Annotated in this window: 11 protein-coding genes; 5 read left to right on the forward strand and 6 right to left on the reverse strand. The window is 65.9% G+C overall.

Annotated features, from left to right (window positions below; translation table 11 throughout):
- Window positions 1-29 precede the first annotated feature (29 nt).
- The 3 genes from AC0J42_RS15890 to AC0J42_RS15900 all read left to right on the forward strand — a co-directional run bounded on the left by AC0J42_RS15890 (window position 30) and on the right by AC0J42_RS15900 (window position 3,987).
- The gene (locus AC0J42_RS15890) at window positions 30-737 is read left to right on the forward strand and encodes a GntR family transcriptional regulator (protein ID WP_416424535.1); all 708 of its coding nucleotides are present in this window, start codon (window positions 30-32) and stop codon (window positions 735-737) included.
- 448 nt (window positions 738-1,185) lie between these two features.
- Window positions 1,186-2,085, forward strand: a complete 900-nt coding sequence (lpxO, locus tag AC0J42_RS15895) for a lipid A hydroxylase LpxO (protein ID WP_416424538.1) — start codon at window positions 1,186-1,188, stop codon at window positions 2,083-2,085.
- Window positions 2,086-2,322: 237 nt separating this feature from the next.
- A complete protein-coding gene (locus AC0J42_RS15900) occupies window positions 2,323-3,987 on the forward strand; it encodes an FMN-binding glutamate synthase family protein (protein ID WP_473002372.1) in 1,665 nt (554 codons plus the stop codon).
- A 758-nt stretch (window positions 3,988-4,745) separates the two neighbouring features.
- Here AC0J42_RS15900 and AC0J42_RS15905 read toward each other — a convergent pair.
- The 3 genes from AC0J42_RS15905 to AC0J42_RS15915 form a co-directional block, all read right to left on the reverse strand.
- On the reverse strand, window positions 4,746-5,963 hold the full coding sequence (locus tag AC0J42_RS15905) for a multidrug effflux MFS transporter (protein WP_473002373.1): 1,218 nt from the start codon (window positions 5,961-5,963) through the stop codon (window positions 4,746-4,748).
- A 31-nt stretch (window positions 5,964-5,994) separates the two neighbouring features.
- Window positions 5,995-6,129 (reverse strand): hypothetical protein, encoded by a 135-nt coding sequence (locus tag AC0J42_RS15910; RefSeq protein WP_416424541.1) that lies wholly within the window; start codon window positions 6,127-6,129, stop codon window positions 5,995-5,997.
- 112 nt (window positions 6,130-6,241) lie between these two features.
- Window positions 6,242-6,511, reverse strand: a complete 270-nt coding sequence (locus AC0J42_RS15915) for a DUF2790 domain-containing protein (protein WP_473002374.1) — start codon at window positions 6,509-6,511, stop codon at window positions 6,242-6,244.
- Between the two features lie 233 nt (window positions 6,512-6,744).
- Here AC0J42_RS15915 and AC0J42_RS15920 point away from each other — a divergent pair, with 233 nt between their 5' ends.
- Both AC0J42_RS15920 and AC0J42_RS15925 read left to right on the forward strand, forming a co-directional pair.
- Complete coding sequence (locus AC0J42_RS15920) at window positions 6,745-7,485, forward strand: response regulator (RefSeq protein ID WP_473002375.1); 741 nt, start codon at window positions 6,745-6,747, stop codon at window positions 7,483-7,485.
- Window positions 7,482-8,786: an ATP-binding protein gene (locus AC0J42_RS15925; RefSeq protein WP_473002377.1), complete on the forward strand. Its 1,305-nt coding sequence runs from the start codon at window positions 7,482-7,484 to the stop codon at window positions 8,784-8,786. The genes AC0J42_RS15920 and AC0J42_RS15925 overlap by 4 nt, the downstream gene beginning before the upstream one ends.
- Window positions 8,787-8,858: 72 nt before the next feature.
- Here the strand turns inward: AC0J42_RS15925 and katB are convergent, their stop codons facing one another.
- From katB to AC0J42_RS15940, 3 genes are all read right to left on the reverse strand, one after another.
- The gene (gene katB / locus AC0J42_RS15930; protein WP_473006866.1) at window positions 8,859-10,352 is read right to left on the reverse strand and encodes a catalase KatB; all 1,494 of its coding nucleotides are present in this window, start codon (window positions 10,350-10,352) and stop codon (window positions 8,859-8,861) included.
- 232 nt (window positions 10,353-10,584) lie between these two features.
- Window positions 10,585-12,207, reverse strand: a complete 1,623-nt coding sequence (treA, locus tag AC0J42_RS15935) for an alpha,alpha-trehalase TreA (RefSeq protein WP_473002378.1) — start codon at window positions 12,205-12,207, stop codon at window positions 10,585-10,587.
- Window positions 12,208-12,268: 61 nt separating this feature from the next.
- Complete coding sequence (locus tag AC0J42_RS15940) at window positions 12,269-13,795, reverse strand: MFS transporter (protein WP_473002380.1); 1,527 nt, start codon at window positions 13,793-13,795, stop codon at window positions 12,269-12,271.
- Window positions 13,796-13,823: the final 28 nt, after the last annotated feature.

Below are 13,823 nucleotides of genomic sequence, written 5' to 3' on the forward strand. Positions count from 1 at the left end.
CAGGCGACCCACACAGGAACTGGCGCACCGTGAACCTTCCCCTCCCCTGGCCCCCGGCTGCTGACAACGGCGACAAGCGCACCATGGCCTCGCAGCTCGAAGTGCGCGTGCGCCAGGACATCATCAACGGCCGGTTGGCGCCGGGCAGCAAGCTGCGGCTCAAGGAACTGGCCGAGTCCTATGACGCCGGGGTCATCCCGCTGCGCGAGGCGCTGTCGCGGCTGGCGGCGATTGGTTTCATCACCGTGGAAGACCAGAAGGGTTTTCGCGTGGGGCAGATCTCTGCCGAAGAGATCCGCGACATCACCAACGCGCGGCTGCACATCGAGACCAAGGCCCTGGCCGAGTCGATTCTGCAGGGCGATGTGGAATGGGAAACCCAGCTGATCGCCGCCCACCACCGCCTGGACCGGCTGGAACTGGTGGAAGGCCCCGAGCGCGCCATGCGCCCGGAATGGGAAGAGGCGCACAACGCCTTTCACAGCGCGCTGATTGCCGGCTGCCGCTCGGCCTGGCTGCAACGCTTCGCCACCACCCTGCGCGACCAGACCGCGCGCTACCGCCTGCTGGCGGTGCACTACCCTGACGCGGCCAAGCGCGACATCCCCGGTGAACACCGGCAGCTGCTGCACGCCTGCCTGAGCAAGGATGTGGGCCGCGCCTGCGAGCTGCTGCGCGCCCACTACGAAGCCACCACCCAGAGCGTGCTGGACCACGAGCGCCTGGCACGCCGCTAGCCGCCCACCCCTGGCATTACGCCCGTAGCAGCGGCCGAAGGCCGCGTCCGCAGGCGCCGCGTATTTTCAGGCAGACCGCGCTGCGGCCGGACGCCGCCTGCGGCAGCTGCTACGGGGCGCTGTGGATGGGCTGGTTGGCCTGCCACGCAGTGTCGTAGCCTTGGGCGTGGCCGGCCGGGCTTGCCTTCGGCATCGATCGAATATTAGCGTCAGCCCGGGAAAATGAAGATTTCATCATGGACAACAGCGAACTTGATCCTCTCGCCAGGCCAGGGTAACCCTGACCTGGATCACAGTCAGGTGAAATTGCACCCCAGACTTTCGCCCACTACTTCCCCCGACATAAGGTTCGGTTATACTGGGCGGCGACTTCCACGCGTTGAATTCCACTTCTCCTACATTAATGTGGCCAGATCCCTGGTATCGGTCCCACTTAAAACGATCAGTCATGAAATTTATCATTCTCGCTTTATTCGTTTGCTCCATCGCCTTCGTGCACTTTCGCGGGCGCGTGCGGCACAAGTTCACGCGGCAACTGAGCGACCATTCCAGTTTCCTGGCCCCGGTCAATGCGTTCCTCTACCTGTTCTCCAAGTTGCCGGCACGCCCGTACCTGGATACCCGTGACTTCCCCGACCTTGCGCCACTGCAGCAACACTGGGAAGAAATTCGCGAAGAAGGCGTGCGGCTGATGGAAATGGGCGAGATCAAGCGCTCCGCCGGCCACGACGACGTGGGTTTCAACTCGTTCTTCAAGACCGGCTGGAAACGTTTCTACTTGAAGTGGTATGGCGAGAGCCACCCTTCGGCCAGCGAGCTGTGCCCGCGCACCACCGAGCTGCTGGCCGGCATCGGCTCGGTCAAGGCCGCCATGTTCGCCGCCCTGCCGCCCGGCTCGCGCCTGGTACGCCACCGCGACCCCTACGCGGGCTCGTACCGCTACCACCTGGGCCTGGACACCCCCAACGACCCGGCCTGCTACATCAACGTGGACGGCGAGAACTACTACTGGCGCGACGGCGAGCCGGTGATGTTCGACGAGACCTACATCCACTACGCAGAAAACAAGACCGAGCAGAACCGCATCATCCTGTTCTGCGACATCGAGCGGCCGCTGAAATACCGCTGGGCCACGGCGTTCAACCGCTGGTTCAGCTTCAACGTGATGGCGGCCGCAGCGGCCCCCAACAGCGAAGGTGACAAGACCGGCGGCATCAACCGCCTGTTCAGCCGCATCTACAAGGTGCGCGAGCGCGGCAAGGCACTGAAAAAGCGCAACCGTGCCCGTTACTACGCCGAGAAATGGGCAGTGGTGGCGCTGTTCGTGCTGCTGTTCATCTATATCTGATCGCCCATGGCGCCCTTTGCAATAAAGGGCGCCGCGCAACTACTTGCAATTCACGTAACAGTCTTTTCCAACTTCAGGCCTGCACTGCACGCACCCCATCGTGTACTGTGCACCTCGATCTGATTTACCCCGCTTGTTCCGCTTAGTTGCACTTCCCTCATAATTAAAAGCCTGCTGCGCCGTGGCGGTGTGAGTGTGCCTGCCCCACTGTTTCATGGCCGCCTGATGGAGCTCCTGATGAAACCGTCGCTACTTGGCCGATATGCGCTATTCGTCTTTTGCCTGCTGTTTACCATTGCCTGCCTGCCGTTTCTGGGCGCCGGCGGCTGGCTGCTTGCCGCGTTCGCCGTGACCGCCGTGTTGAGCCTGGTGGGTATCAATGACCTGCTGCAAAGCCACCATGCCGTGCGCCGCAACTACCCCATCCTCGGCAATGTACGTTATTTGGTGGAAACCATCCGCCCGGAGATCCGCCAGTACCTGCTGGAAGGCGATGATGAACGCCTGCCCTTCTCCCGCAGCCAGCGTTCGCTGGTGTACGCACGCTCGAAAAACCAGGTGTCGGAGAAGGCCTTCGGCACCCTGACCGACGTGTACCAACCCGGTTTCGAGTTCATCAGCCACTCCATGCTGCCCAGCGACGCCTGTGACCCGGAGCAGTTCCGCGTGGTAGTCGGCGGCCCAGCCTGCCTGCAGCCCTACAGCGCCTCGGTGTTCAATATTTCCGCCATGAGCTTCGGCGCCCTGAGCGCCAACGCCATCCGCGCGCTGAACAAGGGCGCGCGCCTGGGCAACTTCGCCCACGACACCGGCGAAGGCAGCATCAGCCCCTACCACCGCGAGTTCGAGGGCGACCTGATCTGGGAAATCGGCAGCGGCTACTTCGGCTGCCGTACCCTGGACGGCCGCTTCGACCCGGTGCGCTTCGCCGACCAGGCGCGCCAGCCCCAGGTGAAGATGATCGAAATCAAGCTCAGCCAAGGCGCCAAGCCCGGCCACGGCGGCATCCTGCCGCAACACAAGGTGACCGCGGAAATTGCCCAGACCCGCGGCGTGGGCATGGACGCCGACTGCGTATCGCCGTCGCGCCACAGCGAGTTCAGCACCCCCACCGAACTGCTGGCGTTCATCGCCACCCTGCGCAAGCTGTCGGGCGGCAAGCCGGTGGGCTTCAAGTTCTGCCTGGGCCACCCCTGGGAGTTCATGGCCATCGTCAAGGCCATGCTCAAGACCGGCATCCAGCCCGACTTCATCGTCATCGACGGCAAGGAAGGCGGCACCGGCGCCGCGCCGCGCGAGTTCACCGACAACATCGGCATGCCCCTGCGCGAAGGCCTGTTGTTCGTGCACAACACCCTGGTGGGCGCAGGCTTGCGCCAGAGCATCAAGCTGGGCGCCAGCGGCAAGATCGTCAGCGCCTTCGACATCGCCAGCGTGCTGGCCATCGGCGCCGACTGGGTGAACGCCGCCCGCGGCTTCATGTTCGCCATTGGCTGCATTCAGTCGCAGAGCTGCCACACCAACAAATGCCCCACCGGAGTGGCCACCCAGGACCCGCTGCGCCAGCGCGCCCTGCACGTGGCGGACAAGGCCGAGCGGGTGCACAACTTCCACCGCAACACCCTGGCGGCGCTGGGTGAAATGCTCAGCGCGGCGGGGCTCAGCCACCCGGCGCAGTTGCAGGCCAAGCACCTGGTGCGCAGGACCACCACCACCGAGGTGCGGTTGTTCTCGCAGATTCATGTGTTCCTGGCGCCGGGGGAGTTGCTGGGGGACAGCATCAGCGCGGAGTTTTATGCGCGGATGTGGCGCATGGCCAATCCGGAAAGCTTCGCGCCGGTTGTGGTTGAGGCGCCGGGCAAGGCAGAGGCGTTGCATGTCGAGGCACTGGAAGAAGCCTGACGGCGCACCCCGCGCCCCGCGCGACGGCGGTTGATTGCCTGTGACCTGCTTTTGATCTGGCTTGTGATCTGGCTTGTGATCTGGCTTGTGATCTGGCTTTTGATCTGGCTCTTGATCTTGATTGTATGCCCCGTAAAGCGCCCGGGCCGACTGGAGGCGTCGCTCAACGGGCTGCCCGAAGGGCCGAGGCCGCAGGCCGAAGAGACGGTAACCCGCAGGCTTCTATAGCGGGTGCCGTCTGCCCGTTGAGCGGCGCCGGAAGGAGGGGACCCGTAGCGAAGCGTAGGGCCCAAGCAGGGGCAAGCGTTTTTTGCTTACTTTTTTTGGCGTTTGAAAAAAAGTGAGTCGCCGTAAGGGCGAAACGGTCGGTGGTCGCACCACGAAAATGGATATGTTCGGAATCGCCGAAGCGGGATACCAAATCTGTGACCATATCCATTACCGAGGGTGATGCAGAATCACCTTTCCGGCCTTACGGCGGCTCACTTTTTGTCAAACGCCACAAAAAGTAAGCAAAAAAGGCTTGCCCCTGCTTGGTCCCTACGCTTCGCTGCGGGTCCCCTCCTTCCGGCGTCGCCCAAGCGGCCGACGGCCCGGAATAGAAGCGCCTCCGGTTCCGTCTTCCCCGGCTACGCCGTGGACCGCTCGGCCGACGCCTCCAGTCGGCCCTGGCGCTTAATGGGGCACACAATCAAGATCAAAGGCCGCACGGGATCAAGATCAACAGCGGGCTGCGGGGTGGCGACAAACTTTGTCCATCACACCATCGCCGCAACCTCCACCTCCCTACTCCGCCGTGCCACCATCCCCAGGCTAAACGCCACCAACCCCAGCAACGCCGCCGTACTGAGCACCACCGCCGCCGCCAACGCCGGGTCCCGGCCAAAGCCCACGGCATAGGTACACAACGCCCCCACCGCCATCTGCCCAAACCCGTACAACCCCGCCGCCGAACCCACCAGGTGCGCATCCACCCCCAGCGCCCGGCTCATGGCCGCCGGGCTGGCCAGGCCGGCGCCCACGGCGAACAGGCTGACCAGGCCGACAATCCAGGCTACCGACACCGCACCGCTGGCCACCACCAGCAACAGGCTCGCGGCACTGCCCAGGCTCAACCAGGCCCCGGCCATCAGCAACCGGTCCGCCGACACGCTGCGGATCAACCGCCGCGTCAACGCATTGCCCACCGACATGCCGACGATCAACAGGCCCAGGTAAATCCCCACCTCGCTCAACGGCCGGTGCAGCTCGGTACCAATGATGAACGGCGCGGCAGCGATAAAGGCGTAGATGGCGGTGGTCATGCACGCGCCACCGATGGCGAAGCCCAGGAACACCGGCGAACGCAGCAGTTGCGTGTAGTCGCGGGCCAGGGCCCGGGCGCTGACCTGGCCGGTGGGCGAACCGGTTTCGGGCAGCAGCCGCCAGGTGCACAGCAGGGTGACGGCGCCCAGGCTGGCCAGTACCACGAAGATCGCCCGCCAGCCCAGGTGCTCGCTGATCAGCGAGCCAATCAGCGGCGCAAAGCCGGGCCCTACCATCATCATCAGGTTGAGCATGGCCAGGTCGCGCACCGCGTCGTCCAGCTTGGCGCCGTCGCGCACGATGGCACGGCCCAGGGCCAGGCCGGCGCAGCCGCCCAGGGCCTGCACCAGGCGCGCCAGCACCAGGGTGTGGACGTCGCCGGCAAATATCGCGCAGAACCCGGCCATCGTGTACAGGGCCAGCCCCACCAGCAGCAAGGGCCGACGGCCGAGGCCGTCGGACAGCGGCCCATAGGCCAACTGCCCGAACGCCAGGCCCAGGATATAGATGCTGATGGTGCGTTGCATGGCAGCACTGTCCACCCCCAACGCCGCGGCTGCGGCCGGCAGTGCCGGGACGAACATGTGCATGGCCAGGGTGCCGCTGATGGTGATCAGCACCAACAGCCACAAGGGGGCGCGGGGGACGAGCGGCGAAGCGGACGTGGGCATATAGATAGCAGCCTAACTAGTAGGCTGCCAACTATAGAGAACCGCCCTCCTCCTTGTCTACGTGTCGCTTGTCGCCACTGTCACGCAGCAGGTCATAGAGGACGGTCGCGGGGCCCAGTATCGCAATCACGACCAGCGCGATCAGGCCGATAGTCGAATGGTTCATGGTCAATCCCTGCCAGGCTGGGTGAATAGGGCAAGAATCCTCCCAACCACACGGCCCTGGCAACCGCTTTTACCGAGTCTTTACGCCTGTTCGTCCGCCGTTCAGCTGCGGTTCACTCGCCCAGGTTGCAGACTTCGGCCATGCGGCGGTAGTTGAGCACGTGTTCCTGGTTGTGCGAGTCCAGGTAGGTCATGTGTGCGCCCACCACCTGACAGGTCTGGGAATTGTCGGCGTTGTCGGCCAACACTTTCTGGATGTCCATGTGCTGGCCGTAGTGGTAGGTGTCCTGGATCGGGGCGGTGGCGGCCTGGGCGGCAACGGCGCCGAAGCTGGCGGCGGCGAACACGGCGATGGCGCTGATGGTTTTGATGTACAGGTTCATGGTGGTGCCCTCAATCATTCAATTCGCTAGTAAGGTGGCCACTGCTGTTGGGTGGCCGTGGTGCTATTGAATGCCTTGGGGGTATCTGCAATGTGTCACGCAACGCCCCGAAAACAGGGGTTTTGCACCACTGTGTGTCTGGCGTGGCGGCAGATACACTGCAATACAAAGCCGGACAAGCAAAGGCCGTTGCGCTGGGTAGAATGCCGGCAACCGCCCAACGAGGAGCTGTCATGGAGCATGTGGACCACATTCTGATCGTCGATGACGATCGCGAGATCCGTGAGCTGGTGGGCAACTACCTGCAGAAGAACGGCCTGCGCACCAGCGTCGCCGGTGACGGCCGGCAGATGCGCGGCGTGCTGGACGACACCCCGGTGGACCTGATCGTGCTGGACATCATGATGCCGGGCGACGACGGCCTGCTGCTGTGCCGGGAGCTGCGCGCCGGCAAGCACAAGGCCATCCCGGTGCTGATGCTGACCGCCCGCAACGACGAGACCGACCGCATCATCGGCCTGGAGATGGGCGCCGACGACTACCTGACCAAGCCCTTCGCCGCCCGCGAACTGCTGGCGCGCATCAACGCCGTGCTGCGCCGCACACGCATGCTGCCGCCCAACCTGCAGGTCACCGAGGCCGGCCGGTTGCTGGCGTTCGGCCAATGGCGGCTGGACACCAGCGCCCGCCACCTGCTGGACGCCGAGGGCACCCTGGTGGCGCTGAGCGGCGCCGAATACCGGCTGCTGCGGGTGTTTCTCGACCACCCGCAGCGGGTGCTCAACCGCGACCAGCTGCTGAACCTGACCCAGGGCCGCGACGCCGACCTGTTCGACCGCTCCATCGACCTGCTGGTCAGCCGCCTGCGCCAGCGCCTGCTGGATGATGCCCGCGAGCCGGCCTATATCAAGACCGTGCGCAGCGAAGGCTACGTGTTCTCCATGCCGGTGCAAGTGCTCGGGGCGCCGGCATGAGGACCTGGTTCCCGTGGCCGCGCACCCTGGCCTCGCGGCTGTCGCTGATTTTCCTCGCCGGGCTGGTGCTGGCCTATGGGCTGTCGTTCGGCGCCCAGTACTGGGAGCGCTACCTGAGCTCCGAGTCGATGATGCACAAGACCATGGAGCGCGACGTGGCCACCGGCGTGGCGATCCTCGACCACCTACCCGCCGACCAGCGGGCCGAGTGGATACCGCGCCTGGAGCGCCAGGTGTACCGCTTCGAGCTGGGCGACGGCAGCGGCGGCCAGCCGTTGCCCGTGCAGCACCTGCCCCACGCCGGCCAGGCCATTCTCACCGGGCTGAACAACAGCCACGGCCTGCGCTTCACCCACACGGTGGACCCGCGCGAAACCTTCCAGGCCCACCTGCGCCTGAACGACGGCACGCCGGTGACCATCGACGTACACCCCTCCTCCATGCCCATTCCCCAGTGGCTGCCGATCATGCTGCTGATCCAGCTGGCCGTGGTGTGGGCCTGCACCTGGGCCGCGGTGCGCATGGCCACCCGGCCGTTGACCCGCCTGGCCAGCGCCGCCGAGGCCCTGGACCCCAACAGCAGCGGCCAGCGCCTGGACGAAAGCGGCCCCATGGAAGTCACCCACGCGGCCTCGGCGTTCAACGCCATGCAGGACCGCATCGCCGCCTACCTCAAGGAACGCATGCAGCTGCTGGGCGCCATCAGCCACGACCTGCAGACACCACTGACGCGCATGAAGCTGCGGGCCGAATTCATGGACGACGGCGTGGAGAAGGACAAGCTGTGGCACGACCTGAGTGAAATGGAGCACCTGGTGCGCGAGGGCGTCGCCTACGCCCGCACCCTTCATGGCGCTACCGAGGCCAGCTGCCGCATCGACGTCGACGCCTTCCTGCAAAGCCTGGTGTTCGACTACCAGGACGTCAACCAACCGGTGACCCTGGCGGGCAACAGCCTGGCGCAGATCGACACCCGGCCCCAGGCGTTGCGGCGCATCCTCTCGAACCTGGTGGACAACGCCTTGAAATTTGCCGGCGACGTCAGCCTGGGCAGCGTCCGCGCCGCCGATGGCAGCGTGACCATCGACGTGCTGGACAACGGCCCCGGCATTGCCGAGGAGCAGCTGCAGGAGGTGTTCAAGCCCTTCTACCGCCTGGAAAACTCGCGCAACCGCGACACCGGCGGCACCGGCCTGGGCCTGGCCATCGCCCACCAGCTGACCCTGGCCATTGGCGGCACCCTGACCCTGAGCAACCGCACCAGCGGCGGGTTGTGCGCGCAGTTGCATTTGCCGGCGTAGGTGCCGGGACGCAGCCTGCGGCAGCTGCTACGGGGTGAATTCCCGCAGGCCGCGTCCCGGAGGCCGCACAGGTCAATCGCTCAACTGCGCCGCCAGCGCCTTGACCTTGGCCAGGTCACCGCCCGCCACCTTCGCCACGCCCGTGCCATAGGCCGGATCGGCCTTGTACAGGTACGACAGCATGATGTCCTTGCTTTCGGCATCGGCACCCGCCAGCGACTCACCAAAGCTTTGAATCAGGTCGTGCTGCTCCTTGGCGCTGTAGGAACGGTACAACTCGCCGGTCTGCTTGAAGTTCTGCTCGCGCTGGATCTTCGCCTGCTGGGTGCTGCCGCCCAGAGGCGTCTGGCTGTAGCGCGCGTTCGGGTCGGCCGGGCGTGGATTCAGGCGGCTGGGCTCGTAATTCACCCCGCCCAGCGTGCGGCCGCTGTTCATGGCGCCGTCCTGGTTGCCGTTGTTGACCGGGTTGCGCGGCTGGTTCACCGGCAGGCTCAGGCCATTAGCGCCCAGACGGTGCATCTGCGTATCGGCGTAGGAGAACAGGCGGCCTTGCAGCAGGCGGTCCTCGGAGGGCTCGATGCCGGGCACCAGGTTCGACGGTGCCATGGCCACCTGCTCGGTCTCCTGGAAGTAGTTGTCGACGTTTTTGTTCAAGGTCATCTGGCCGATCTTCTGCTCGGGCACGTCGGGCCAGATCTTGGTGGCGTCCAACGGGTCGAAGTCGTACTTGGCCAGGTCCTGGGGCTTGAGCACCTGGATATACAGGTCCCACTTGGGGAAATCGCCCTGGTTGATGGCACTCACCAAGTCGTGGGTCATGTGCGCGTAGTCCTTGGCCTGCACCTGCGCCACTTGGGCCGGGTCGAGGTTCTTGATGCCCTGCAGGCTCTTCCAGTGGAACTTCACGTAGTGCACCTCGCCCTTGGCGTTCACCAGTTTGTAGGCGTGCACGCTGTTGCCGTCCATGAAGCGGTAGCCGGCCGGGGTGCCTTCGTTGGAGTACAGCAGGGTCAGGGTGCGGGTGGCCTCGGGCACGTGGGAGAAGAAATCGAAGCGGCGCGAGTCATCGTCCAGGTTGGTGCGCGGGTCGGGCTTGAAGGCGTGAACCATGTCCGGGAATTTGATGGCGTCGCGGATGAAGAAGGTCGGGAAGTTGTTACCCACCAGGTCCCAGTTGCCGTCGGCGGTGTAGAACTTGGTGGCGAAACCGCGGGGGTCGCGCAGGGTTTCGGGCGAGTGGTTGCCGTGCACCACCGACGAGAAACGCACGAACACCGGGGTGTGTTCGCCCTGGCGGAACACCGTGGCCTTGCTCAGCGCGCTGATGTTGCTGGTGGCGACGAACTCACCGTGCACCCCGGTGCCACGGGCATGCACCACGCGCTCGGGAATGCGCTCGCGGTCAAAGCGCTGGAGTTTCTGCAGCAGCTGCACGTCCTGCAGCAGCGTCGGGCCGTTGGGGCCGGCGGTCTGGGAGTTCTGGTTGTCGCCCACGGCGGCGCCGTTGTCGCGGGTCAGGGTGTCGGCGAACGCCGGTGAACAGGCCAGTACGGCCCAGGCGGTCATGCTCAGGGCATGGCCAGATAAGGTCTTGATTTTCATGGTTAATCCCTCATGGATCTTATGATGTGAAGAGCCAGTAGAGCCTAGAGAGGGAGTAACCGGATGCGTAAATTGTAAGAGCCTATGGGCCTCATTGAGAAAAATTTCCTAGCCCTGTGGGAGCTGGCTTGCCAGCGAGTTTTTGCGGCGCAGCCAACAAACCCGCTGGCAAGCCAGCCCCCACAGACCAAGCGGTCTATTTACCGGCGGTGTAGGCCGTCGAGTACTTTTGCAACAGTTTAAGGGTCACGCCGTTGGTCCAACCGAAGCCGTCCTGCAGCGCGTATTCACCCCCGCCGCCGCCCTGCCCCAACCCCGACAAGTCATACTTTTCCACCAGCTTGGACTGCACGCTGTACAGGTCCTGCACCTGGTGCAGGAAGCGCGTGCCGATCTGCGTGGCCAGGCCGGTTTCCTGGTAACGGCTTAGGCCCTGCACGGCCACCCATTGCAGCGGCGCCCAGCCGTTGGGCTCATCCCACTGCTGGCCGTTGCTGACCTGGGTAGTGGCTATGCCGCCGGGGCGCAGCAGGCCGTTGCGCACCGCCGCGGCGGTGGCCTTGGCGTGGGCGTCGGAGGCAAGGCCGGTGTACAGCGGAAACAGCGCCGCCGCGGTCAGGGCCGGACGCGGCTGCTGGGCGCGCCAGTCGTAGTCCACGTAGTAGCCGCCGGCGCTGTTCCACAGGTGCGCCTCAATGGCCACCTGGCGCTGCTGGGCGCGCTGCTCGAAGCTTTGCGTGCAGGCGCTGTCGGCGGTGGTCTGGCAGGCCTTGGCGATGGTTTTTTCCAGGTGGTACATCAGGCTGTTGAGGTCCACCGGCACAATCGAGGTGGTGCGGATGGTGGCCAGGCTCTTGCCGTCGCCCAGCCAGCGCGAGCTGAAGTCCCAGCCGCTTTCGGCGCCAGCGCGCAGGTCACGCCACACCTGCTCCTTGGGCTGGCCGGCGGCCTGCTCGGCGGTCTTCACGTCCTGCAGCCACGATTCCTGGCGCGGCGTGGCGCTGGCGTCCCAGTAGCGGTTGAACAGGCTGCCGTCCGGCAGCTTCACCACGTGCTCGATGGCCTGGCCGGGCTTGAGCGCCTGGGCGCCCTGCATCCAGTAGGCGTATTCCTTCTGCAGTTGTGGCAGGTAGCGACCGTAGGCCTGGTCGCCTTCGATACGCGCTTCCAGGTCCACCATGTAGGCGAAGAACGGCGGCTGCGAGCGGCTCAGGTAGTAGGTGCGGTTGCCGTTGGGAATGTGGCCGTAGGTGTCGATCATGTAGGCGAAGTTGTCGACCATCTGCCGCACCTGGGCCTTGTCGCCGCTCTGCTCCAGGCCCAGCATGGTGAAGTACGAGTCCCAGTAATACATCTCGCGGAAGCGCCCGCCGGGCACCACGTAGGGCTGCGGCAGCGGCAGCAGGCTGCTGTACTGCGGCACCTCGCTGTAGCTGCGGCTGAGCACCGGCCACAGCTTGTCGATGTGTTCCTTGATTGGCGCGCCGGGTTTCGGCGCTGGGCTGTCGGCTTCGCCGGACTCGATGAAATTGGCGCTGACGAAGGCCTTCAGGTCGAAGCCCGAGCGCTCGCGCTGGGCCAGGTAGTCAGCGCGGATACGCGCCGGGTCACGCTTGGGCAGGGCATCGACGAAGTGCTTCTGGTCGGTGAACACCTGGCCGCGCTGCACCGCTTCGAACAGTTCCGGGTAGGCCTGGTCGGGCGGCAACGCCTGGCGGTTGGCGGCATCGTTGGCGCCCCACATGGCGCCGGGCTGGGTGGAACAGGCGGCCACCAGCAGGGCGGCGCAGGTCAGGCTGGTAAAGTGCAGAGGTCGCATGGGCAGACTCCTTGTCGGGTCGTTGGCAACATGCAAGTGACCGCCCGGCGCGCGCGCAGGTTCAGTCGGATTCGACAGCCACGGCCTTGGTTGCGCCCAGCCGCTGGCGTTCACCCAGGAACAGCAGCACCACTGCAGCCGACACCAGGGTGATGGCCATCAGCACCCAGGTCAGCTCGGTGAAGGCGCTGGCCGCCGCCTGCACCAGCGCCGCCCGGGGCACCTGGGGCATGGCCAGCACGGCCTGGCGCAGGTCGCCGGCGCCCAGGTATTGCGCGGCGCGGGTCAGCGCCTCAGGCTGCGCCGGCGGCAACTGCCGGGCAATCAAGCCGCTGTTCACCGCCGTCACTACCGCCAGTGCAATGCCCTCGCCTGCTACCCGCGTGGTGCTGAAGATGCCCGTGGCCATGCCAGCGCGTTCCTTGGGCACCACGCTCACCGACAGGCCGTCCATCAGCCCCCACGGCAGGCCCGTACCGACACCGATCACCAGCATCGGCACCACCCAGGCACCGGCGCCCTGCCCTGGCGCGATGCGCCCCAGCCACCACAGGCCTGCCGCGGCAATGGCCAGCCCCAGGGCGCAGATCACTCCGGCGGAGGCAAAGCGGGTCAACCACGCCGCCACGCCCGGCACCACCAGCATCGGCGCGCACAGGGCCAGCATGGCCAGGCCGGCGTCGAGTTCGCTGCGGCCCTCGATGCCGACGAAACGCAGGGGCAGCGCCACCAGCAGCACCACGAAGCAGTAGCAGGTGGCGATGGGCAGCAGCTGCACGCCGAGGAAGCGTGGGTAGCGAAACAGCGTCAGGTCCAGCATCGGCCGCGTGGCGCGGCGCTGGCCGGCAACGAACGCCGCCAGCAGCAACCCGGCCGCCGCCAGCTTCGCCAGCACCGGCGTGCTGGCCCAGCCGCTGACCGGCACCTGCATGATCGCCCAGGTCAACAGCCCCAGGGCGCTGCTGAACAGCAGCGTGGCCAGCCCATCCAGGCGCCCGGCCGCCGGGTCGCGGGACTCGCGCAAATAGCGGCGGCCCAGCATCAGGGCCAGCGCGCCGATCAGCGCGGCGCTGAAGAATACCGCGCGCCAGCCCCACTGGCTGATGAGCCAGCCCGACAGCATCGGCCCCAGCGCCAGGCCTACGCCGAAGCTGGTGCCCAGCGCGCTGTAGGCACGGGTGCGCGCCGGGCCGTCGAACAGGTCCGCCAGCGCGGCCGAGCCACCTGCCAGCGCTGCGGCCGCCGCCACCCCCTGCAGGCCGCGCAGCACATCCAGCACGGCCACGCTGGGCGCCGCGCCCAGGGCCAGCGACACCAGCACATACAGGGCCACGCCGCCGACGAACAGACGCCGGCGGCCGTAGGTATCGGCCAAGGTACCGGCCGCCAGCAGCAGGCTGCCGAAGGTCAGCATGAAGGCGTTGGTGATCCACGCCAGGGCCAGCGGGCTGCCGCCCAGGTCGTGGCCGATGGCCGGGGTGGCGATGGCCCCGGCGGAGAAGCTCAGCGGCAAGATTATCCCGGCCAGGCACACGGCCAGCAGGCCGTAACGCGCAGTCGAGGGGTGCGGAGCAGTCATGGGAAACATCCTGTAGCCATTAGCGAAGGCCCGAGGA

This window comes from Pseudomonas sp. Tav-5-1A (genome assembly GCF_055755055.1).

What these genes read in the sequence shown, in the direction of transcription:
- lpxO (WP_416424538.1), top strand. Translation starts at nt 1,186, where the DNA reads ATGAAATTTATCATTCTCGCTTTATTCGTTTGCTCCATCGCCTTCGTG.
- AC0J42_RS15905 (WP_473002373.1), bottom strand. Translation starts at nt 5,963, where the DNA reads ATGCCCACGTCCGCTTCGCCGCTCGTCCCCCGCGCCCCCTTGTGGCTG.
- katB (WP_473006866.1), bottom strand. Translation starts at nt 10,352, where the DNA reads ATGACCGCCTGGGCCGTACTGGCCTGTTCACCGGCGTTCGCCGACACC.
- AC0J42_RS15925 (WP_473002377.1), top strand. Translation starts at nt 7,482, where the DNA reads ATGAGGACCTGGTTCCCGTGGCCGCGCACCCTGGCCTCGCGGCTGTCG.
- AC0J42_RS15920 (WP_473002375.1), top strand. Translation starts at nt 6,745, where the DNA reads ATGGAGCATGTGGACCACATTCTGATCGTCGATGACGATCGCGAGATC.
- AC0J42_RS15915 (WP_473002374.1), bottom strand. Translation starts at nt 6,511, where the DNA reads ATGAACCTGTACATCAAAACCATCAGCGCCATCGCCGTGTTCGCCGCC.
- AC0J42_RS15940 (WP_473002380.1), bottom strand. Translation starts at nt 13,795, where the DNA reads ATGTTTCCCATGACTGCTCCGCACCCCTCGACTGCGCGTTACGGCCTG.
- treA (WP_473002378.1), bottom strand. Translation starts at nt 12,207, where the DNA reads ATGCGACCTCTGCACTTTACCAGCCTGACCTGCGCCGCCCTGCTGGTG.
- AC0J42_RS15900 (WP_473002372.1), top strand. Translation starts at nt 2,323, where the DNA reads ATGAAACCGTCGCTACTTGGCCGATATGCGCTATTCGTCTTTTGCCTG.
- AC0J42_RS15910 (WP_416424541.1), bottom strand. Translation starts at nt 6,129, where the DNA reads ATGAACCATTCGACTATCGGCCTGATCGCGCTGGTCGTGATTGCGATA.